This window comes from Kangiella sp. HZ709 (assembly GCF_009674675.1).
Classification (GTDB): Bacteria; Pseudomonadota; Gammaproteobacteria; order Enterobacterales; family Kangiellaceae; genus Kangiella.
This window is the reverse complement of record NZ_WKJC01000001.1, coordinates 1,537,930-1,558,069: the sequence shown is the minus strand read 5'-3', so window position 1 is coordinate 1,558,069 and position 20,140 is coordinate 1,537,930. Positions and strand designations below refer to the sequence as shown.

Annotated in this window: 25 protein-coding genes; 17 read left to right on the top strand and 8 right to left on the bottom strand. The window is 40.4% G+C overall.

Annotated elements, in window-relative coordinates; translation table 11 throughout:
- Position 1 precedes the first annotated feature (1 nt).
- The 14 genes from GJS41_RS07280 to GJS41_RS07215 all read left to right on the top strand — a co-directional run bounded on the left by GJS41_RS07280 (position 2) and on the right by GJS41_RS07215 (position 13,195).
- A complete protein-coding gene (locus GJS41_RS07280; protein ID WP_154246621.1) occupies positions 2-892 on the top strand; it encodes a ParB/RepB/Spo0J family partition protein in 891 nt (296 codons plus the stop codon).
- Between the two features lie 210 nt (positions 893-1,102).
- The gene (locus GJS41_RS07275) at positions 1,103-1,486 is read left to right on the top strand and encodes an ATP synthase subunit I (protein WP_154246620.1); all 384 of its coding nucleotides are present in this window, start codon (positions 1,103-1,105) and stop codon (positions 1,484-1,486) included.
- A 37-nt stretch (positions 1,487-1,523) separates the two neighbouring features.
- On the top strand, positions 1,524-2,396 hold the full coding sequence (gene atpB, locus GJS41_RS07270; RefSeq protein ID WP_154246619.1) for a F0F1 ATP synthase subunit A: 873 nt from the start codon (positions 1,524-1,526) through the stop codon (positions 2,394-2,396).
- Between the two features lie 90 nt (positions 2,397-2,486).
- Positions 2,487-2,756, top strand: coding sequence for a F0F1 ATP synthase subunit C (gene atpE, locus GJS41_RS07265; RefSeq protein ID WP_154246618.1), 270 nt, complete (start codon positions 2,487-2,489; stop codon positions 2,754-2,756).
- 40 nt (positions 2,757-2,796) lie between these two features.
- Complete coding sequence (locus GJS41_RS07260; RefSeq protein ID WP_370515650.1) at positions 2,797-3,267, top strand: F0F1 ATP synthase subunit B; 471 nt, start codon at positions 2,797-2,799, stop codon at positions 3,265-3,267.
- 9 nt (positions 3,268-3,276) lie between these two features.
- The gene (locus tag GJS41_RS07255; protein ID WP_154246617.1) at positions 3,277-3,813 is read left to right on the top strand and encodes a F0F1 ATP synthase subunit delta; all 537 of its coding nucleotides are present in this window, start codon (positions 3,277-3,279) and stop codon (positions 3,811-3,813) included.
- 14 nt (positions 3,814-3,827) lie between these two features.
- The gene (gene atpA / locus GJS41_RS07250) at positions 3,828-5,375 is read left to right on the top strand and encodes a F0F1 ATP synthase subunit alpha (protein ID WP_154246616.1); all 1,548 of its coding nucleotides are present in this window, start codon (positions 3,828-3,830) and stop codon (positions 5,373-5,375) included.
- Positions 5,376-5,471: 96 nt separating this feature from the next.
- Positions 5,472-6,332, top strand: a complete 861-nt coding sequence (atpG, locus tag GJS41_RS07245; RefSeq protein WP_154246615.1) for a F0F1 ATP synthase subunit gamma — start codon at positions 5,472-5,474, stop codon at positions 6,330-6,332.
- A gap of 74 nt (positions 6,333-6,406) precedes the next feature.
- Positions 6,407-7,783, top strand: a complete 1,377-nt coding sequence (atpD, locus tag GJS41_RS07240; protein WP_154246614.1) for a F0F1 ATP synthase subunit beta — start codon at positions 6,407-6,409, stop codon at positions 7,781-7,783.
- A 52-nt stretch (positions 7,784-7,835) separates the two neighbouring features.
- Complete coding sequence (locus GJS41_RS07235) at positions 7,836-8,261, top strand: F0F1 ATP synthase subunit epsilon (protein WP_154246613.1); 426 nt, start codon at positions 7,836-7,838, stop codon at positions 8,259-8,261.
- 100 nt (positions 8,262-8,361) lie between these two features.
- A complete protein-coding gene (gene glmU / locus GJS41_RS07230) occupies positions 8,362-9,741 on the top strand; it encodes a bifunctional UDP-N-acetylglucosamine diphosphorylase/glucosamine-1-phosphate N-acetyltransferase GlmU (protein ID WP_154246612.1) in 1,380 nt (459 codons plus the stop codon).
- On the top strand, positions 9,741-11,576 hold the full coding sequence (gene glmS / locus GJS41_RS07225; RefSeq protein WP_154246611.1) for a glutamine--fructose-6-phosphate transaminase (isomerizing): 1,836 nt from the start codon (positions 9,741-9,743) through the stop codon (positions 11,574-11,576). The genes glmU and glmS overlap by 1 nt, the downstream gene beginning before the upstream one ends.
- Positions 11,577-11,611: 35 nt before the next feature.
- Positions 11,612-12,232, top strand: a complete 621-nt coding sequence (locus GJS41_RS07220) for a thiol:disulfide interchange protein DsbA/DsbL (protein ID WP_154246610.1) — start codon at positions 11,612-11,614, stop codon at positions 12,230-12,232.
- A gap of 60 nt (positions 12,233-12,292) precedes the next feature.
- A complete protein-coding gene (locus tag GJS41_RS07215) occupies positions 12,293-13,195 on the top strand; it encodes a lysophospholipid acyltransferase family protein (RefSeq protein ID WP_154246609.1) in 903 nt (300 codons plus the stop codon).
- 19 nt (positions 13,196-13,214) lie between these two features.
- On the opposite strand, the gene GJS41_RS07210 is transcribed toward GJS41_RS07215, so the two are convergent.
- Genes GJS41_RS07210 through GJS41_RS07190 form a run of 5 tightly spaced genes read right to left on the bottom strand, consistent with a single transcriptional unit; the run spans position 13,215 to position 15,755 of the window.
- Positions 13,215-13,637, bottom strand: a complete 423-nt coding sequence (locus tag GJS41_RS07210) for an arsenate reductase ArsC (RefSeq protein ID WP_154246608.1) — start codon at positions 13,635-13,637, stop codon at positions 13,215-13,217.
- An 8-nt stretch (positions 13,638-13,645) separates the two neighbouring features.
- The gene (locus GJS41_RS07205; protein ID WP_154246607.1) at positions 13,646-14,032 is read right to left on the bottom strand and encodes a hypothetical protein; all 387 of its coding nucleotides are present in this window, start codon (positions 14,030-14,032) and stop codon (positions 13,646-13,648) included.
- 2 nt (positions 14,033-14,034) lie between these two features.
- Positions 14,035-14,523, bottom strand: coding sequence for a peptidylprolyl isomerase (locus tag GJS41_RS07200; protein WP_154246606.1), 489 nt, complete (start codon positions 14,521-14,523; stop codon positions 14,035-14,037).
- Positions 14,523-14,954, bottom strand: coding sequence for an MAPEG family protein (locus GJS41_RS07195; protein WP_154246605.1), 432 nt, complete (start codon positions 14,952-14,954; stop codon positions 14,523-14,525). Before GJS41_RS07195 ends, GJS41_RS07200 begins: the two co-directional genes overlap by 1 nt.
- Positions 14,955-14,984: 30 nt before the next feature.
- Positions 14,985-15,755: an SDR family oxidoreductase gene (locus GJS41_RS07190; protein WP_154246604.1), complete on the bottom strand. Its 771-nt coding sequence runs from the start codon at positions 15,753-15,755 to the stop codon at positions 14,985-14,987.
- 137 nt (positions 15,756-15,892) lie between these two features.
- Here GJS41_RS07190 and apaG point away from each other — a divergent pair, with 137 nt between their 5' ends.
- Both apaG and GJS41_RS07180 read left to right on the top strand, forming a co-directional pair.
- Complete coding sequence (gene apaG, locus GJS41_RS07185) at positions 15,893-16,267, top strand: Co2+/Mg2+ efflux protein ApaG (RefSeq protein ID WP_154246603.1); 375 nt, start codon at positions 15,893-15,895, stop codon at positions 16,265-16,267.
- 16 nt (positions 16,268-16,283) lie between these two features.
- Positions 16,284-17,117 carry a symmetrical bis(5'-nucleosyl)-tetraphosphatase gene (locus GJS41_RS07180; RefSeq protein WP_154246602.1) on the top strand — a complete coding sequence of 278 codons (834 nt, stop codon included), beginning with the start codon at positions 16,284-16,286 and terminating at the stop codon, positions 17,115-17,117.
- Positions 17,118-17,162: 45 nt separating this feature from the next.
- On the opposite strand, the gene GJS41_RS07175 is transcribed toward GJS41_RS07180, so the two are convergent.
- From GJS41_RS07175 to GJS41_RS07165, 3 genes are all read right to left on the bottom strand, one after another.
- Positions 17,163-17,522, bottom strand: coding sequence for a hypothetical protein (locus GJS41_RS07175; protein WP_154246601.1), 360 nt, complete (start codon positions 17,520-17,522; stop codon positions 17,163-17,165).
- Positions 17,523-18,032: 510 nt separating this feature from the next.
- Complete coding sequence (locus tag GJS41_RS07170; RefSeq protein ID WP_154246600.1) at positions 18,033-18,560, bottom strand: hypothetical protein; 528 nt, start codon at positions 18,558-18,560, stop codon at positions 18,033-18,035.
- A gap of 79 nt (positions 18,561-18,639) precedes the next feature.
- Positions 18,640-18,858, bottom strand: coding sequence for a hypothetical protein (locus GJS41_RS07165; RefSeq protein ID WP_154246599.1), 219 nt, complete (start codon positions 18,856-18,858; stop codon positions 18,640-18,642).
- Between the two features lie 409 nt (positions 18,859-19,267).
- On the opposite strand from GJS41_RS07165, the gene GJS41_RS07160 reads away from it, so the two are divergent.
- Positions 19,268-20,134, top strand: coding sequence for a YicC/YloC family endoribonuclease (locus tag GJS41_RS07160; RefSeq protein ID WP_154246598.1), 867 nt, complete (start codon positions 19,268-19,270; stop codon positions 20,132-20,134).
- The last annotated feature ends 6 nt before the right edge of the window (positions 20,135-20,140 follow it).

Genomic DNA, 20,140 nt, shown 5'->3' with positions numbered 1-20,140 from the left:
CATGAGTAAACCAGGATTAGGAAAAGGCTTAGACGCATTATTAGGCGGAGCACTTAACCAGAAAAAAAATAAAAAAGGCGGCGCACAAAAAGAAGCTGCCGTTGAGCAAAATGAGTTGCGTGAAATGCCGATAGAGTTTTTACAGCCCGGTGTTTATCAGCCGCGCCGCGTTATGACTGAGGAAGGTTTAGACGAGCTGGCTGAATCAATCAAAGCTCAAGGCATGATTCAACCAATCGTTGTTCGTAAAGTTGGAAAAGATAAATTTGAAATTATTGCTGGTGAACGTCGCTGGCGAGCTGCACAAAGAGCTGGTTTACATCAAGTTCCAGTTTTATTGAAAGACATTCCTGATGAAGCAGCCATCGCTATGGCACTTATCGAAAATATTCAGCGCGAAGATCTGAACGCCATGGAAGAGGCTTTTGCGCTAGATCGTTTGATGAAAGAATTCAAACTGACCCAACAGCAAACAGCAGATGCCGTAGGTAAAAACCGAACTACAGTAACAAACTTACTGAGATTGTTGCAGCTCTCTGAACACTGTAAGACCCTTCTTGAACGAGGTGATATTGATATGGGTCATGCTCGCGCGCTCCTTTCTTTAGAGTCAGCAAAACAGACAGAAGCAGCAAAACTTGTGGTAGCTAAAGGATTAACCGTTCGTGAAACGGAAAAAATGGTTCGAAACATTAACGATCCTAAGCCAAAAGTAGAGAAAAAAGCCAAAGATCACCACATATCTGCACTAGAACAGCAATTAGGCGAAAAAATCGGCGCTAATGTGCACATACAACATGGTTCAAAAGGCAAAGGCAAAATGGTTATCAATTACCATAGCTTGGATGAGCTGGATGGAATACTACAACATTTGGGCATTGAGAAAGAATAAAACACAAGGTTTTGTAGTATTAGATAAACTAATCAACCTACTTGAAAACATTACGAAAAAAAACAGTATTGTGGCATTCCTTTGGTTGATAAAAGCGTCTTAAATCTTTATACTTGCCGCCCGAATGATTGGTGAAAGGCTCTATTTATTCATGGTATCGATAACTTTTATTTCGATTACTAAAACTAGAGCATTAAGAAAAGGCTCGCTATGAGTGAATCCATAGCTAAGAAACAGCGTCAAGCAGCCTACAAGATGATAGTGGTTCAATTGGCCATTAGCATTATTTTAGGATTGATTGGTTTGCTAATTTCCAAAACGATAGCCCTTTCTTTATTAGTTGGCGCCCTCATTGTAGTAGTGGCCAATTTTGTTTTTACCAGTATGGTTTTTCGAAAATCAGGGGCTCAGGCAGCGAGCGAAGTAAAAAAATATTTTGCAATGGGTGAAAGCCTTAAACTGCTCTTAACAATTGCGCTTTTGATAGCAGTATTTACATTATTACCGGTGCAGCCGGCAGCATTATTAATAGGCTATGTCCTAATAGTGCTTTCGCAATGGTTTGCGCCTTGGGTGGTTAAGCTCGATCTTTAATTAAAGATGAGCAATTGATTAACAGGTTAAAGAAGTAATGGCATCAGAAAATCCAACCAGTGTTGAATATATCAAGCACCATTTACAAAACTGGAAAGTTTGTAAGACGGATGAGGGCTGGGTATGGAACCAGTGTCAAGACGCTGGTTTTTGGTCGATTAACGTTGATAGTGTAATTTTCTCTTTCCTTTTGGGCGCTCTATTTTGTTTTGCTTTCTGGCGTGTTGCTAAAAGTGCAAAAGTAGAAAACCCAGGCCGTTGGCAGTCTTTTGTAGAAATGACTTTCGAGTTTGTCGATAAGTCAGTTAAAGACACCTTCCATGGCAAAAACCCTCTTATAGCACCATTAGCATTAACCATCTTCGTGTGGATTGTGCTGATGAACTTTATGGATTTAATACCAGTCGATTTATTACCATGGGCGGCGGACAAGATTAATGTCTTAGCCTTTGGTGCAGAGCCGGGTCATACCTACCTGAAAGTTGTACCAACCACGGATGTTAATGTGACCTTTGGTTTATCTTTAGGCGTCTTCTTCTTGCTGCTGTTCTACAGCGTCAAAGTAAAAGGTGTTGGCGGTTTTGTTGGTGAACTTACGCTTCACCCTTTCTCAAGCAGCAACAAGCTTGTGCAAATTATCTTAATTCCTGTGAACTTGTTAATGGAGCTAGTTGGTCTATTAGCAAAACCCATCTCGTTAGGTCTTCGTTTATTCGGTAACCTTTATGCGGGTGAGTTGTTATTCATCTTGATTGCTGTATTAACGTCAGCAGGAATAGGTGGCTTTATTGGTGGTGGTATCGCTTATATGATTTGGGCAATTTTCCACTTGCTGGTAATTCCATTACAAGCATTTATCTTCATGATGCTAACCATTGTTTATTTAAGCATGGCGCATGAAGATCACTAATTACGGTTTTTTTAAGTAATTAGTACTTGGTTTAGTTTTACTTTTTTGTTTTTTACATTTAACTATTAATTTCTCGATTGGAGGAAAACAATGGAAACTTTATTCGCGTTCACTGCATTAGGTGTGTTGTTAGTTTTAGGTCTTGGTGCTTTAGGTACTGCGATTGGCTTCGGTCTTTTAGGTGGTAAATTCCTAGAAGCTTCAGCTCGTCAACCAGAATTAGCGCCTATGTTACAAACTAAAATGTTCCTAGTAGCAGGTCTATTAGACGCGGTAACCATGATCGGTATCGGTATCGGCATGTGGTTCACGTTCGCAAGCCCATATGTTGCAGCTTTACAATCAGCATTAGCTGGCTAATCCGTAAGCTTATCAACTAACTTATTGGGAGGGGCGTAAAGTGAGTATTGACTTAACCCTATTGTTTACAATGATTTTCTTTATCGGCTTTGTGTGGTTCTGCATGAAGTTTGTATGGCCACCAATCATGGCGACCATTAAAGAACGTCAAGATAAAATCGCTGAAGGTTTAGCTGCTTCTGAAAGAAGTGCTAAAGACTTAGAATTGGCACAAGCAAAAGCAGCAGATATGTTGCGTGATGCGAAAAGCCAATCAGCGGAAATCGTTGATTCAGCGAAAAAACGTCACACTGAAATCGTTGACTCTGCTAAGGACGATGCTCGTTCTGAAGCAGACAAGATTAAAAATGGCGCTATGGCTGAAATCGACCAAGAAGTTAATCGTGCACGCGAACAACTTCGCTCTAAAGTGGCTACCTTGGCGGTTGCCGGTGCAGAGAAAGTTATCGAGCGTAACATTGACGAATCAGCAAATAACGACTTGTTCGACAAGTTAGTTAAAGAGCTATAAGGAATTATTATGGCTGAGTTGACGACAATCGCACGACCATACGCAAAAGCAGCATTTGAATATGCATTAGCTAACAGCAATGTTACTGATTGGGCTAATGCATTGGATTTTGCCTCGCAAGTCGCCAGCAATAAAGACGTTGCAGCTATTATTAGTAACCCTGCCCTTTCTTCAGAAGAAAAAGGCAATGTGTTATTAAAAATCGGTGAAGGTAAAGTATCGGATAAAGTGGAAAACTTTATCAAGTTACTGGCTCGCAATCACCGTCTTGAAGCATTGCCAGCAATTAAGCAGCGCTTCGAAGTGTTAAAGGCGGAGTATGAGAAAGCAGCAGAAGTTGAAGTTATCTCAGCGAATCCTTTAAGTGATGAGCAATTAGCACGTCTAAATGAAAAGTTGACGACTAAACTTGGTCGTAAAGTAAATATTGAAACTAGAATCGATGAGTCATTAATTGGCGGTTTGGTTATCCGAGCTGACGATATGGTTATTGACGGATCGGTACGCGGTAAGCTCGACAAGCTTTCCGAAAGTTTAAGAGCTTAATTAGAGGAACAGGCATGAGTGTGCAACTGAATCCATCTGAAATTAGTGAGTTAATCAAAGATCGCATCGATTCGTTCGAAGTGATTTCTGAAGCTCGCAACGAAGGTACTATCGTTAGTGTTTCTGACGGTATTTTACGTATTCACGGTTTAGCCGACGTAATGGCTGGTGAGATGATTGAATTACCAGGCGGCAAGTACGGTATGGCATTGAACCTAGAGCGTGACTCTGTTGGTGCGGTAGTATTAGGTGATTACACCGATATCGTAGAAGGTATGACAGCAAAATGTACTGGTCGTATCTTGGAAGTACCAGTAGGTCGTGGTTTATTAGGTCGTGTTGTTGACGCATTGGGTAATCCAATCGACGGCAAAGGTCCAATCGAAAGTGACGGCACTTCAGCAATCGAAAAGATTGCTCCAGGTGTAATTGAGCGTCAATCGGTTGATCAACCAGTTCAAACCGGTATCAAATCAATTGATGCAATGATTCCAGTAGGTCGTGGTCAACGTGAGTTGATTATTGGTGACCGTCAAACTGGTAAAACAGCTATTGCTGTTGACGCTATCATCAACCAAAAAGGCACAGGCGTAACTTGTGTTTATGTAGCGGTTGGTCAAAAAGCTTCAACGATTGCTGGCATCGTTCGTAAATTAGAAGAGCACGGCGCTATGGACCACACAATCGTGGTTGCAGCATCGGCTTCTGACGCGGCGGCATTACAATTCATCGCACCTTTCTCAGGTTGTACGATGGGTGAATACTTCCGTGATCGCGGCGAAGACAGCTTAATCGTTTATGATGATTTAACGAAACAAGCTTGGGCTTACCGTCAAATCTCACTATTGCTTCGTCGCCCTCCTGGTCGTGAAGCATACCCTGGTGACGTATTCTACTTACACTCTCGTCTACTTGAGCGCGCTGCTCGTGTAAACGCTGACTACGTAGAAGCTTTCACTAACGGTGAAGTTAAAGGTAAAACAGGTTCATTGACGGCATTGCCTATCATTGAAACTCAAGCAGGTGACGTATCTGCATTCGTACCAACCAACGTAATCTCGATTACTGATGGTCAGATTTTCTTAGAAACTGACTTATTCAACGCTGGTATCCGCCCTGCGGTAAACGCTGGTCTTTCCGTATCTCGTGTTGGTGGTGCTGCGCAAACTAAGATTGTTAAGAAACTTGGTGGTGGTGTACGTTTGGCATTGGCTCAGTATCGTGAATTAGCGGCTTTCGCACAGTTCGCTTCTGACTTAGATGATGCAACTCGTGCGCAATTGGAACACGGTCAACGAGTTACTGAGTTAATGAAGCAAAATCAATATGCTCCATTATCAGTTGCAGAGATGGCGGTTTCATTGTTTGCTGCTGAAAAAGGACACTTGCAAGATGTTGAAATCTCAAAAGTTGGTGATTTCGAATCTGCATTGTTGGATTATTTCCGTAACCAACACGGTGATTTGATTAAAGAGATTAACGACGAGTGTAACTTAAACGATGAGGTTGCGGCTAAGCTTGAAGATGCGGTCTCTAAATTTAAGGCAACACAAACTTGGTAATTCTTTTAAGATCAAGAGCGTTTAATAAAAGCGCTCTTGGTGTTTAAAAAAAGAATACCGAGATGTTGAAATTAACAAGACTAACTGGAAAAGAGTATGTCAGGCGCTAAAGAAATTCGTACCAAAATTGGGTCGATTAAAAATACGCAAAAAATTACTTCTGCAATGGAAATGGTTGCAGCTAGTAAAATGCGTAAAGCGCAAGATCGCATGACTTCTTCTCGCCCTTACGCTGAGAAAATTAGAAATGTGATCAAGCACATTGCACAAGGCACTCCAGAATACCGTCACGCTTATATCTCTGAAAGAGACATTAAGCGCGTTGGTTACATCGTTGTTTCAACAGATCGTGGTTTGTGTGGCGGTTTGAACATTAATTTGTTCAAACGAGCATTAGTAGATATGCAAACCTGGTCTGAGCAAGACATCGAAATTGACTTGTGCTTAATCGGCAGTAAAGCGACTTCTTTCTTCCGTAAATTTGGTGGAACAGTGGTGGCTAAAACTTCTAATTTGGGTGATACACCTGAAGTAGAAGATTTAATCGGTTCAGTAAAAGTAATGCTTGATGCTTATGACGAAGGTCGAATTGATCGTTTGTTCGTAGTATCAAATGAGTTTGTTAATTCTATGACTCAAGATCCAACGGTAGAGCAAATCTTGCCATTACCGGTGGGCGAAGAGGAAGAATTAAAGCATCATTGGGATTACATCTACGAGCCAGAAGCGAAGCCGCTTTTGGACAAGTTGATGGTTCGTTTTATCGAGTCACAGGTGTATCAAGCAGTGGTTGAGAATATTGCATGTGAACAAGCCGCGCGTATGGTAGCGATGAAAGCCGCTTCTGATAACGCTGGCGATTTAATTGATGATCTAGAGTTGGTTTATAACAAAGCTCGTCAAGCAGCAATTACTCAAGAGTTAGCAGAAATTAGTGCTGGTGCAGCGGCTGTCTAGTCGTTCATCTAGCCGAATTTGTTAACACAGGTTTAAAGAAAAGTTTTTATAAGCTTAAGATTGAGGAAATCAATATGAGCACAGGTAACATTGTAGAAATTATCGGCGCGGTTATCGATGTAGAATTCCCGCGTGATAGTGTACCTAAGGTATATGACGCATTAACAATTGATGGCAAAGAACTAACGCTAGAAGTTCAACAGCAGTTAGGTGACGGTGTTGTTCGTTGTATTGCGATGGGTTCATCAGAAGGTTTACGTCGTGGTTTGGAAGCTAAGAATACTGGCGCACCAATCCAAGTACCAGTGGGTCAAGAAACCCTAGGTCGTATCATGGACGTGCTTGGTAACCCAATCGATATGAAAGGCCCTATCGGTGAGCAAGAGCGTATGGCTATTCACCGTAAAGCACCTGCTTTAGAAGAATTGGCACCTGCTAACGAATTGTTAGAAACAGGTATTAAAGTAATCGACTTGGTTTGCCCATTCGCTAAGGGTGGTAAAGTTGGTCTATTCGGTGGTGCTGGTGTTGGTAAAACCGTAAACATGATGGAATTGATTCGTAACATCGCGATCGAGCACTCTGGTTTCTCAGTATTCGCAGGTGTTGGTGAGCGTACTCGTGAAGGTAACGATTTCTATCACGAAATGACCGACTCAAACGTAATCGATAAAGTATCGCTAGTATACGGTCAGATGAATGAACCACCTGGTAACCGTTTACGTGTTGCTTTGACGGGTTTGACTATGGCGGAAAAATTCCGTGATGAAGGTCGTGACGTATTATTATTCATCGATAACATCTATCGTTATACGCTAGCAGGTACTGAGGTATCAGCACTTCTAGGCCGTATGCCTTCTGCGGTAGGTTATCAGCCTACTCTTGCTGAAGAGATGGGTGTACTTCAGGAGCGTATTACTTCTACAAAAACTGGTTCGATTACTTCGATCCAAGCGGTATATGTACCCGCGGATGATTTAACGGATCCATCGCCAGCGACAACTTTCGCTCACTTGGATGCTACCGTTGTATTATCTCGTCAAATCGCTGAGCTAGGTATTTACCCTGCGATTGACCCACTTGACTCATCTTCTCGTCAGCTAGATCCTTTAGTGATTGGTAATGAGCATTATGAAGTAGCTCGTGGCGTTCAAGGCGTATTGCAACGTTATAAAGAGTTAAAAGATATTATTGCGATTCTTGGTATGGATGAGCTTTCTGAAGAAGATAAGCAAACTGTATCACGTGCTCGTAAAATTCAACGTTTCTTATCACAGCCTTTCTTCGTAGCAGAAGTTTTCACAGGCGCGCCTGGTAAGTATGTTTCTTTGAAAGACACCATTTCTGGCTTTAAAGGTATCTTGAACGGTGAATATGATCACCTTCCAGAGCAAGCTTTCTACATGGTTGGCTCTATCGAAGAAGCTGTTGAGAAAGCTAAGTCAATCTAAGCATTTGCTTAGATTGACCCCCTTTAGTTTATACAGAGTGGGTTAAGAAATTATGGCTATGACAGTACATTTAGACATTGTTAGTGCAGAGAATGAAATTTTCTCAGGTCGCGTTGAGCGTTTGATTGCTACCGGTGAGTTGGGTGAATTAGGTGTTGAGCCTGGTCATGCTCCGTTACTAACTTCGCTAAACCCGGGTCCTATTAAGGTGACTATGGCGGGCGGCGAAGAAGAGTTCTTCTACGTATCAGGCGGTATGTTGGAAATTCAGCCTCACCAAGTAACGGTACTAGCAGATACAGCGGCACGAGCAGAAGACGTTGATGAAGCAAAAGCAATTGAAGCTGAAAAACAAGCTCGTGAAGCATTAGCAGATCAAAATTCAGAAATTGAATACTCTAAAGCGGCTGCAGAATTGGCTGCAGCAGTAGCCCAGCTTAGAACGCTTCGTTCTATTAAGAAAAAATCTGGTAAGTAATTGATTTTGAGTTAAAATTTGTAAATCGTTGTTTTAAAGGGTGGCTCTGGCCGCCCTTTTTGATTATGGTTAAGAAAAAAATAAAGGAACACCAAATCATATGGCTTTAAGCGTTGTTATTTTAGCAGCTGGAAAAGGCACTCGAATGAAGTCGAGTATGCCAAAAGTCTTGCATCCAATTGCAAGCAAGCCAATGCTGCAACATGTTATCGATGCCGCGAATAAATTAAATGCAGAGCAGATCATAGTAGTTGCAGGTCATGGCATTGATCAAGTTAGAGAACTGCTAAAAGATCAAAAGGTGCAAATTGCAGAACAAGCCCAGCAATTAGGAACAGGCCATGCTGTAGATCAAGCAATGCCTTTAGTTAATAAAGAAAACCAAGTTCTAGTTTTGTATGGTGATGTTCCTTTAATCAAACAAGAAACGTTAACCGCCTTGTGCGATCAAATTCCAAACAATGGGATTAGCTTATTGACAGTGAAGTTATCTAATCCAACGGGTTATGGTCGTATTGTAAGAGATAATCAAAATAGCGTGGTTGCCATTATCGAACAAAAAGATGCATCGCAAGACCAGTTGTTAATTAATGAGGTAAATACCGGTATTTTGGCTGGTAGTGCTTCTGATTTAACAGCTTGGTTAAATGAGGTTGATAATAATAACGCTCAAGGTGAATATTACTTAACTGACACGATAGCCATGGCGGCAGCTAAAGGTGGGGTTAATGCATGTCATCCTAGTTCAGAAATTGAGGTTGAAGGTGTTAATAGCCGAGTTCAATTGGCGGCTTTAGAAAGAGCCTACCAACAAGAAAAGGCAATGCGATTAATGGATAAAGGCGTGACATTAATTGACCCAAGTCGATTGGATATTCGCGGGAATTTACAGTGTGCGCAAGATGTTCTTATAGATATTAACGTGATTGTTGAAGGTGATGTAATTATAGAAACAGGCGCGCAAATTGATGCAAATGTTATTTTAAAAGATTGCGTTATTGGGACTGGTAGTCATATTAAAGCGAATACGATGATCGAGGGTGCCAAAATAGGCAATAACTGTCAGCTAGGCCCTTTTGCTAGAGTTAGGCCCGGAACAGAGTTAGCAGATGAAGCCTTTATTGGAAACTTTGTAGAAACCAAAAAAACCAAGCTTGGCGCAGGCAGTAAAGCTAGTCACCTTGCTTATATTGGCGATGCGCAAGTAGGCGAAAAAGTAAATATTGGTGCAGGAGTTATTACCTGTAATTATGATGGCATTAACAAATTTCAAACTATTATTGAAGATGGCGCTTTCATTGGCTCAGATAGCCAACTGGTTGCTCCTGTTACCATTGGCCAGATGGCTACGGTTGGAGCGGGTACCACTGTCACTAAAGATGTACCAGCGGAATCTTTAGTCATCAGCAGGGTCAAACAAAAACATTTAGAAGACTGGCAAAGACCAGTGAAGCAAGATAAGAACGAGGATAAAAAATAATGTGTGGGATTGTTGGCGCTATAGCACAAAGAGATGTGAGCCAAATATTAGTTGAAGGTTTAAAAAGGTTAGAGTATCGCGGTTATGACTCCGCTGGTGTAGCACTTTATGACTCAGAAAATAAAGGCATTCAGCGTCTTAGACGTTTGGGAAAAGTTTCTGAACTCGATTCAGCGCTAAAGAATAACCCCATTGCAGGTGGTTTAGGAATTGCACATACTCGTTGGGCCACTCATGGTGAGCCTAGCGAGCGTAATGCTCATCCGCATATGTCAGAAAACAACATTGCTTTAGTACATAACGGTATTATCGAGAATCATGATGAATTGCGCGATGAATTAAAAGTGCTAGGGTACCGCTTTGAATCAGAAACCGACACGGAGGTCATGGCTCATTTGTTACATCATGAAATGAAAAGTCATGACTCGCTACTACAAGCCTTACTTTCAGCCACCAAAAAATTAGAAGGTGCCTATGGAACGGTTGCCATCGATTCTAATCAGCCCGATAAAATGGTAGTTGCCCGTTCGGGATCGCCATTAGTGATAGGCAAAGGGATTGGCGAAAATTTCATTGCTTCTGATCAATTGGCTTTATTGCCTGTGACACGTGAGTTTATATACTTGGAAGAAGGCGAAGTGGCGGAGGTTACTCGCGAAACGGTAACAATTTTGGATAGAGCGGGCCAAGAGTTATCACGTGACTTTGAAGTTTCAGATGTGAAACATGATGCTGTAGATAAAGGGCAATATCGGCATTTTATGTTGAAAGAAATCTACGAGCAGCCGCAAGTAGTAGCCGACTCTTTAGAAGGCCGTTTGGTTAATCACAAAATTTTTGTAGAAACATTAGGCGAGAATGCAAATAAGATTTTTGGACAGACAGAGGCGTTACAAATAATTGCATGCGGAACCTCTTATCACGCAGCCATGGTTGCAAAATATTGGGTGGAAGATGTTATTGGTATCCCCTGCTTGGTGGAAATTGCTAGTGAGTATCGTTATCGCAAAACTGCAGTATTACCTAATAGCTTGTTTATTACTATTTCTCAATCGGGTGAAACGGCTGATACGTTAGCTGCCTTGAAAAAAGCAAAAACAGAAGGTTATTTAGGTAGCTTAACGGTTTGTAATTCTCCTGCGTCTTCGATGGTGCGTGAATCCGACTTTACTTTAATAACTAGAGCCGGTACTGAGATTGGAGTTGCGTCTACCAAAGCTTTCACGGCTCAACTAGTCTCCTTGTTGTTGCTCATGGTTTCTGTCGCCAAAGCTAAAGGCCTGTCTGAAGAAAAAGAGCAGGAAATTGCGATAGCATTAGAGCATTTACCGCATGAAATTCAAGCGGCTTTAGATCAAGCTAAAGCAATTGATGAATTATCGAAAAAGTTTTCAGAAAAACATCACACCCTGTTTTTAGGCCGTGGTCAGCAATATCCTATTGCAATGGAAGGTGCTTTAAAACTTAAAGAAATTTCTTATATTCATGCGGAGGCTTATGCTGCTGGGGAGCTTAAACATGGCCCGTTAGCGCTCATTGATAAGGAAATGCCAATTGTAGTGGTGGCTCCGAATGATAGTTTGTTAGAGAAATTAAAATCAAATATAGAAGAAGTGCGCTCTCGTGGAGGGCAGTTATTCGTTTTCGCTGATGAGTCAGCTAAAATTCAGGAAACTGATGGTATAACGGTATTGTCAGTAAAAAGTAAATATGAGATTACTGCTCCAATAGTCTATACAATTCCATTACAATTGTTGTCTTATTATGTGGCAGTTATCAAAGGAACTGATGTTGATCAGCCAAGAAATTTGGCTAAATCAGTAACAGTTGAATAGTTTAAATGTGGTTATACAAGAGTTAAGAGGTCTAAATGAAAATTAAATCTTTATTTGTTGCAGCTTTTTCATTGTTGGCGTTGGTACAAGTTGCCTGCGCAGAAAGTGCAACCCCAGGAGCACCAAACAAGTATAAAGAAGGTGCGGATTACACCGTTATCGAAGGCACCAAAGGCATCGATAAGCCACAAGTAATAGAGTTTTTCTCTTATACCTGCCCGCATTGTTACAATATGGAAGGGTTTTTACATAAGTGGGAACCAAAAAAACCTGAAAGTATTGAATTTGTTAGGGTGCCAGTATTTTTGCCCCAAGTTCCGCATTTGACTCAAGGGTATTACACTGCAGAAGTATTAGGTGTTTTAGATCCCGTGCATATGGAAATTTTCCACCAATGGCACCGTGATAAAAAAATAGTACGTACGAAAAAAGATTTATTACCAATTTTTGAAAAAGCAGGCATCACTGCCGAAGCATTTGAAAAAGCTTATAACTCATTTGCAGTTGCAAGCAAAGTTCAGAATGCTAAGAAAATGGTACGTGAATTTAAAGTTACTAGCTTCCCTAAATTAGTGGTAAACCAAAAATACCAAGTGAAAAACTATCAACAACTTGATAAATTATTAACAGAGTTGCCATTAGAGAAAGCTAAGTAATTAGCATTTCCATTTCAAAATGCCAGCAATGCTGGCATTTTTCGTTTCTAGAAGAAGTTTATGAGTAAAAAAACTGAATCACGCCCTATTAAGGTTCGACTCATTTATGGGTTGTTATGGTTAATAGCCAGAATACCTTTATTTGTATCGCAACCTATAATGTCGTTATTGGCAAGAGTGGCAATATTGACTAAAAGTCGTTCGTATCGATTCAGTGTCATTAATATTGATATTTGTTTTCCAAAAAAAACGCCCAAAGATAAGAAACAACTAGTCAAGCAAAGTTTAATTCATACCTTCCGAATTGCACCTGAAATTGCAAAAGCGTGGCTCAAGCCCTGTATTGCTGATTGGTTAGGTGAGGTGCATGGTGAAGAAGCGATAAAAAAAGATTTAGCTAATGGAAAAGGGATTTTAATTACCGGCAGTCATATTGGTAACTGGGAAGTGGCGTTATTTTATTTAGGCAAGACTTTCGATTTTACTTGCATGTATCGTAAGCCAAGATATCAAGAAATGGATGATATTATTTGCAAAGGGCGCTGTAAAAATACAACGGTAATGGTCCCAGGTGACTCGAAAGGTTTTAAAGAGTTTCTAACGGCACTGAAAAAATGCAAAGTAGCGGCATTACTATCTGATCAAGAGCCAGGTAAGCACGCCGGGATCTTTGCGCCTTTTTTTGGACACCCTGCTAAAACTATGGATCTGATCCAAAAAATTGAAAGTAAAACCAATTCTAAAGTTTATCAAATTGCCGCGATAAAAAGTCGCAAGGGAAAGTACGATATCTATTTGGAGCCTATTAATATTGATTGCGAATTATCTGAAGTAGCTTATGCAACAAAGCTGAACTTAGAATTGGAATCGATGATCCGAAGGTTTCCAGAGCAATATCAATGGTCATATCGACGCTATAAAATCCAGCCGGATAGTTATAATGCCTTATATAAAAAACACTAAGTATTATATAAAGTAAACTTTATAAGTAGTCTGTAATTTTCTCGATGAACGATTTAATTTGATCTCTAACCTTGCGGTAACAATCAAGTTGCTTTTCTTTATTGGTGAAGGCTAAAGCTAGTTTAGGCGGATCTTCAAAACCATGATGTATGATTTTAGTTTTTGCCGGAAAGTAAGGACAGTTATCATCGGCATGCCCACAAACAGTAATCACATAATCGAAACTATCGACCGGTAGCTCATCAACGGTTTGCGATTCTTGTGAAGAGATATCAACTCCTGCTTCAGACATGACCTTTATTGCGCTTGGATTCTTACCATGCTTTTCAATACCAGCAGAATAAAAATTGAAATTTTCGGCTTGTAAGGCTCTGCCCCAGCCTTCCGCCATTTGGCTGCGGCAAGAGTTTCCCGTACATAAAAATAAAATTGATGGCTTCATAAGAAAATTTAGTCCACTGTAGCTTCAGGTCCTTCATCAAAAGACATTTCAGCAATTAAATATGAAATAATAAAAAATAAGGTACTAAAAATTATAGCGAGTAAATATAGTAAGTACTGCTCTAGATCGAAAGGCATTAATAGTAACCAATGAAATGTTAAAACTATGCCTAAATATATAATACCCTTTGTTAAAAGTACTCGAGCATAACCCCAGTCAGTTGCTAACCAAGACAAGAAAACTTGTATAACATAAAAGATAGCAAGATAAGGGTATCCGTAATTAAAAACAGTAATATAATATGCTAGTCCGACTAACAGAGTCCAAGCTCTTAGTAGAGGAAATTCAAATCCTGAATTAGATCCTCCAGGTATTTTGCCCCCATAGTATGCCATTACTAGTGATTATGACTACAAGAACCATGCTGATGTACATGGCCATGTGAAATTTCTTCTTCTGAAGCTTCGCGTACAGAAAGCACTTTGACTTCGACTTTAACTGCTTGGCCAGCAAGCGGATGATTGGCATCAATAGTTACTGATTCATCAGTAATGCTTTTAACGGTAACTGCATGTACGCCATCTTGCCCTTCAGCCGCTAAGCGCATACCTTCGGTAAGGTTCTTAACTTCTGCGAATGCTTCTCTAGGAACCTGAGTACAAAGATCATCTTCATATTGACCATAGGCTTCTTCAGGTTGTAGTTCTAGCTTTAACTTTTGACCAATGCCCTTTCCGATCAGCACTTTTTCTAAGGCTGGCATTAATTCGCCATGACCGTGTAAATAAACCCAAGGGCCACCTTCATCAGAAGATTCCCAAGTTTGTTCTTCAAGATCCATTAATTTGTAGTCGAGTTCAACGACACAGTCTTTTTCTATTTTCATTAGATATGTATTCCAAAAACCAGTTGCAAAGCTATCAATATCCAAATAGAAAAAAGCACTATGGTGCTGGAAATGAAAGCCATAAATCGGTGCATGACTGTATTATAACTGCAATGAATAACAGAGTGAACTATTCGAAGTGCTACATATGCCCAGGCTAAAACAACTAAGAATAAGCTAACATTATTAGTAACGTATAGGGTGATACAAGCCACGTAAAACAAGACCGGCATTTCAAATAAATTGAGAAAGTTATCTGAAGCGCGAGTATCGGTGAGCTGATCTAAAGCTTGAGAGCGAGTTTGAACTTTTTGTGGATGGATGCGGTTCTTTTTCATAAAGCTTACTCGATGGGTGTACATTCGAGTGGCTACAAACATGGTTAAAAACACCATCCCTATTACAGGGTATAAAATTGACAGTGAATCCATAATGGCTCCTTTAAGAAACTGGTGAAGTAACTAACCTTGAACTTTATCGATGGCTAATGCTGACCAGGCTTGGCTGGTAGGCATTAGCTCAATAGAGTTGATATTAACATGTGCTGGTTGCTCAAATGCCCATACGACAGCATTAGCGATATCATCGGCAGTCAAAGCTTGGGTATCTTCATAGACTTTATCGGCTTTATCTTGATCGCCATGAAACCGGACAAGTGAAAACTCAGTTTCAGCTAAACCAGGCTCGATGTTAGTTACCCGTACATGTGTGCCTAGTAAGTCTGCACGCAAATTGCGACTGAACTGCTTAACAAAGGCTTTAGTTGCCCCGTAAGCATTGCCACCTGGATAAGCATAGTTGCCGGCAATAGATCCGATATTAATAATATGCCCCGATTGGTTTTTAACCATATTGGGTAATAGCTTACGGGTCATTAAATATAAGCCCTTGATATTAGTATCCACCATTTTATCCCAGTCGCTTATATCTGCTTGATGGGCAGGAGAAAGTCCTAAGGCTAAGCCCGCATTATTGACTAGCAGATCTATAGATGAAAACTCTTGGGGTAACGAATCCAGTGCGGCATCTATTTTAGCTTCAGAGGTAACGTCTAAAGGCATGACATAGATATTAGTGACAAACTCTTGCTGGAGAGCTTCGAGCCTTTGTTGACGACGTGCTGCGGCGATAACTTTATGCCCTTTTGCAGCAAAGGCTTTTGCCGTGGCTAAGCCAAAACCAGAGCTGGCGCCAGTAATAAAAATAGTTTTTATAATATTAGTTGAAGTCATGACGAAACAAGCAATTAAAATTAGCTAAATGATAGCACAGGCTTGCGCCAAAGCCAGTTCCATTAGATACTGAGCTGGTGCATTGATGAACTGTTCAGTTCTTAAACGTTGAACCATATAACAAACGGAGCCAGAGCATGAGTGAATACCATTTCCAAATCAAAGTGGCGACACAATACCTAGAAGATCAATCCGAGCCTGATAATGAGCGCTATGCCTTCGCTTATACCATAAGAATTACCAATTCTGGCGATAATGGCGCTCGCTTAAATGCACGTCATTGGAAAATTACCGACGCCAATGGAGAGGTCACCGAAGTTAAAGGGCAAGGTGTCGTTGGTGAGCAGCCTTATATTGAGCCAGGAAAAAGTTATGAGTATTCTAGCGGTGCTGTCTTAACTACTCCAATCGGTTGTATGCACGGTACCTATAAAATGGAAGGTGAAAATGGCGATCAGTTTGATGCGCCTATCCCAGTGTTTAGTTTGAGTATTCCTGGCGTATTACACTAATAAAAAATTTAAATAAATGGCCACCTATGCAATAGGCGATATTCAAGGTTGTTACCATGAATTACGTTTACTCTTAAATAAAATTCAATTTAATCCAAACTCTGATCAGCTATGGTTAGCCGGCGACTTGGTGAGTCGCGGCCCAAACTCGCTAGAAGTTTTACAGTTTCTTTATGATCATCAAGATGTTTGTACCGCCGTGTTAGGCAACCATGATCTACATTTACTGGCTTGTTATCACTTAGGTAAGAAAACAAACCCAAAAGATAAACTGAAAAAGTTACTTAAATCAGCAGAGTGCCATCAACTCTTGAGTTGGCTAGGCACACAACCAATGGCCTATTACGATAAGGATCTTAAATTCCTAATGACCCATGCCGGGGTGCCGCCAGGCTGGAATCTAGATCAAACTTTAGCCAGCGCTTATGAGCTTGAAGCAGTATTAAGGAAACCAGAAAAAAGGAAAAAATATTTTAAAAAAATGTACGGCAATGAACCCATTGCATGGAACGAGCAATTAAAAAAACACGATCGCTTAAGGTTTACTACTAACGCCTTAACCCGAATGCGTTTTTGTGATTTAGAGGGTAATTTAGACCTAGTCAGAAAAGGAGCGCCTAGCAAAAGATATAAACACTTTAAGCCTTGGTATAAGTTTCAAAAAAAACTTTTAAAAGAAACAAGTTTAATCTTTGGTCATTGGGCAGCGCTGAATGGAAAAGTAACCAAGAAAAACCTATACGCACTCGATACTGGTTGTGTCTGGGGGAATAAGTTAACCGCTTTAAGATTAGAAGATAAAAAATATTATTCAGTAGAAGCTCTTAGGAAGTGGTCTAGATGTGACTAAACTAAGCTAAAATCAAAGCCAAGCTGTAGGCGGACATTGATTGTATTACTGTGTGTTTTTAATTTCATTTAAGAACTGCTTTGCCAGCCCTTGCTCGCCAGCGCGATGATGATTTTTTGCGTTGCCCCATTCTCGACAATACCAGCAGATACGTTCGGCTATCGAACCATCAGATGGCACCCCTAGCTTTTTCTTCAGCGATAATATTTCAGCACCTATCTCAACCAATTCAGCAGTAACCGGATCTGTCTTATGTTTGAGTTGTGCAAATGAATGGTAGCCTTTTACACAAAACACTAGATCATTCTTACCCTCCGCAGCTTTTATTAAGTGGGGGACTAGCCGTTCCGTTAGCTCCATTTCTAAGGCATCAAGCTTTGAATATAATTTAGAACTAGCAACCATTGTTATTACTCACGAAACGCCTTACATAGCGGAAAAATGCGAGCGTGAGCGAGTCTTTTTTTTCCGATGATGTAGCTTGTTATAAGTGTAGTTATTTAATTTCTCGTAATTCGTCTAATTTTAGAGAAAAATCAAGAAACTCGTTTTTAAAACTTTTCCCAAAGCTAATTATAGAACCACTTTCTGCCTCAGCTCTACTTTGAGGATAATTTTTACTGCAACCTAAACCCCATACATTTTGACCTTTTTCCTTTTTACCATCATGTAATGGATCTACTAAGAAAGTTACATACGCAGTAATTCCTTGAGGAGACCAGTTAGATCATAGTTTCCAAATTTCATCTGCCCACCATTCTAGGTTAGCAGTTTCTTTTGACTCTATTTCCCATTCCCCTTCGAAATAGTCCGTGATTTTTTGAGAATATGATATTCATCTAATATGACTTATAACGCCTAGCTTTGCGGCAAAATTGGAGCGAAGCTGAAATTTTGTCCGCCAACAGCATCTTGTTAGGCGTCTGTTTCGTCATATCCATAGTTAACCACTTGTTGAAGTATACTTGTTAAGAAGTTCTGAATAGCCTTACTTAGCCCAGTCCAAACATACGGATCTAGCTCAATCGATGCTTCATCATAGTATTTAATCCCTTGTAAGGGGTTTGTTTCCATAGTGTCATCAAATTGCTTTCTGTAACGATCAGCTCGCGATCCATCAAATCCGTGTGCTACGGTATTGCGAATATGGAGGTAAGCATACATTCTTTTACGATGTTCTTCGGCAGCGTACTTCCAAAGAGGTCTTGGTATGAATTCCTCCAACATAGCAAATATATATACAACAGCTAGACCGCCAACCGCGTGATCGACCCGTTTTTGTATATTCTGATTGACTTCTACCTGCCCGGAATAACCCTTAATATGTCTAGTTTCAGAGTAGATCCAGCCAAGCTCTGCTTGGTTTTGCGTAGCTAAAAAAGACAGGACTCCATTTACGGCAAGGCCTAATTCTTCTTCAGATGGTAATTGCTTTTTGTTCATTTTAGACGCCTAACGCAGGGGCGCGCCGTAGCGCGTCCAAGCCTACAAGGCGTTCTGCCTTTTCTTGTTATGTGCTTTGTTAAACATTAACTACTTTAACTCCATTGCTTATTCCTAATTTTCGATATGCTGAGTTAAAAATAGTACGGTGTTGCTTCTTTAAACAAATATGCAAAGAAACAAAGCGGTTGGCACCATGCATAATTCCAAGCTGTCCTGTACGATCTTGAACTACAAGTTCACTCAGTGCTATTTTTATCGCCTCTAGTTCATCTTCTGTTAGTTTTAATTCCTTCACTTCTCTTTTCCTAATACGCTCTTAGCACATAACATTTTATTATATGAATTAGATTGTAACATCCTAATTTATAACAACAAATTATACGAGTATCACTTTATATAGATGCTTCAGGGGCTAGCGGACGGCGAAGTTGGTATATGGAGGCTATTTCCGGTGTTTTGGACATTCAAAAGGGCAATAACGCATACTTATTACTTAATATCGATATTTGAGAGCTAGAAGTTATTTGCAAAGTAACCTAGGAGATTTTGTGGTACCGCTATTAGTTAGATCTCGCCATAAGCCTTTGAGATCGGTATAATTCAAGGTTCATGCCGAAAAAAATGGCTTAAAAAAGATAGCATAAAGTTTTCGGCGTTAACTTATTGAAATATTTGAATATTTTAAACAATTATTGAGAGCGCGCATGGTTAGAAGCATGACAGCTTTTGCCCGTCAGCAGTTAGCGGCGGATTGGGGCACCCTGACTTGGGAATTAAAATCGGTTAATCAGAGGTTTCTAGAGCCGAGTTTTCGTATGCCGGAGAGCTTCCGTCATATGGAATTTGATCTTAGAAACGGCCTTAGAAAAAGCCTAAGCCGCGGTAAAATTGAAGCTAATTTGCGCATTGAGTATAACCAAGCGGAAGCCGGCAAACTGAAACTTGATCATGACTTGGCTTCGGAGCTTTTGACCATTCATCAAGAACTTCAAACCTTATCGCAAGAAAGTCAGTCACCAAATTTAATGCAGTTAATGCGTTGGCCCAATATTTTGCAATCTGAAGAAGCGGATGCCGATAGTATGGAAAAAGATGTTAAAGCGCTTTTCCATAATGCGATAGAGCAATTGATTGAAGTTCGTCAGCGCGAAGGTGAAGATTTAGCGCAAAACATTAATGATCGCCTTGACGGAATCGAGCAGCAAGTTGCTACCGTAACTCAGTTAATGCCACAGATTATCCAATGGCAAAAAGATAAAATTAAGACACGCTTTGAAGAAGCTAAGATTGAATTAGATTCAGAGCGAGTTGAACAGGAAATGGTGATGCTGGCGCAAAAGCTGGACGTTGCCGAAGAGCTTGATCGATTGACTACTCATATTAAAGAAGCGCGCCGTTTAATTGCTAAAGGTGGTGCCGTGGGTCGTCGTTTAGATTTCTTGATGCAAGAGTTTAATCGTGAAGCGAATACTCTGGGTTCTAAATCAATTAATTCAGAGACTACGGCTAGCGCGGTAGAGATGAAGGTATTGATTGAGCAGATGCGCGAACAAGTTCAAAACATGGAATAGACAATA

Coding starts and splice junctions, on each gene's coding strand:
- atpE (WP_154246618.1), top strand. CDS start 2,487: ATGGAAACTTTATTCGCGTTCACTGCATTAGGTGTGTTGTTAGTTTTA.
- GJS41_RS07275 (WP_154246620.1), top strand. CDS start 1,103: ATGAGTGAATCCATAGCTAAGAAACAGCGTCAAGCAGCCTACAAGATG.
- GJS41_RS07205 (WP_154246607.1), bottom strand. CDS start 14,032: ATGGCATACTATGGGGGCAAAATACCTGGAGGATCTAATTCAGGATTT.
- GJS41_RS07220 (WP_154246610.1), top strand. CDS start 11,612: ATGAAAATTAAATCTTTATTTGTTGCAGCTTTTTCATTGTTGGCGTTG.
- GJS41_RS07210 (WP_154246608.1), bottom strand. CDS start 13,637: ATGAAGCCATCAATTTTATTTTTATGTACGGGAAACTCTTGCCGCAGC.
- GJS41_RS07200 (WP_154246606.1), bottom strand. CDS start 14,523: ATGAAAATAGAAAAAGACTGTGTCGTTGAACTCGACTACAAATTAATG.
- GJS41_RS07175 (WP_154246601.1), bottom strand. CDS start 17,522: ATGGTTGCTAGTTCTAAATTATATTCAAAGCTTGATGCCTTAGAAATG.
- glmU (WP_154246612.1), top strand. CDS start 8,362: ATGGCTTTAAGCGTTGTTATTTTAGCAGCTGGAAAAGGCACTCGAATG.
- GJS41_RS07160 (WP_154246598.1), top strand. CDS start 19,268: ATGGTTAGAAGCATGACAGCTTTTGCCCGTCAGCAGTTAGCGGCGGAT.
- apaG (WP_154246603.1), top strand. CDS start 15,893: ATGAGTGAATACCATTTCCAAATCAAAGTGGCGACACAATACCTAGAA.
- GJS41_RS07235 (WP_154246613.1), top strand. CDS start 7,836: ATGGCTATGACAGTACATTTAGACATTGTTAGTGCAGAGAATGAAATT.
- glmS (WP_154246611.1), top strand. CDS start 9,741: ATGTGTGGGATTGTTGGCGCTATAGCACAAAGAGATGTGAGCCAAATA.
- GJS41_RS07255 (WP_154246617.1), top strand. CDS start 3,277: ATGGCTGAGTTGACGACAATCGCACGACCATACGCAAAAGCAGCATTT.
- GJS41_RS07170 (WP_154246600.1), bottom strand. CDS start 18,560: ATGAACAAAAAGCAATTACCATCTGAAGAAGAATTAGGCCTTGCCGTA.
- GJS41_RS07190 (WP_154246604.1), bottom strand. CDS start 15,755: ATGACTTCAACTAATATTATAAAAACTATTTTTATTACTGGCGCCAGC.
- atpD (WP_154246614.1), top strand. CDS start 6,407: ATGAGCACAGGTAACATTGTAGAAATTATCGGCGCGGTTATCGATGTA.
- GJS41_RS07280 (WP_154246621.1), top strand. CDS start 2: ATGAGTAAACCAGGATTAGGAAAAGGCTTAGACGCATTATTAGGCGGA.
- GJS41_RS07180 (WP_154246602.1), top strand. CDS start 16,284: ATGGCCACCTATGCAATAGGCGATATTCAAGGTTGTTACCATGAATTA.
- atpA (WP_154246616.1), top strand. CDS start 3,828: ATGAGTGTGCAACTGAATCCATCTGAAATTAGTGAGTTAATCAAAGAT.
- atpG (WP_154246615.1), top strand. CDS start 5,472: ATGTCAGGCGCTAAAGAAATTCGTACCAAAATTGGGTCGATTAAAAAT.
- GJS41_RS07195 (WP_154246605.1), bottom strand. CDS start 14,954: ATGGATTCACTGTCAATTTTATACCCTGTAATAGGGATGGTGTTTTTA.
- GJS41_RS07215 (WP_154246609.1), top strand. CDS start 12,293: ATGAGTAAAAAAACTGAATCACGCCCTATTAAGGTTCGACTCATTTAT.
- atpB (WP_154246619.1), top strand. CDS start 1,524: ATGGCATCAGAAAATCCAACCAGTGTTGAATATATCAAGCACCATTTA.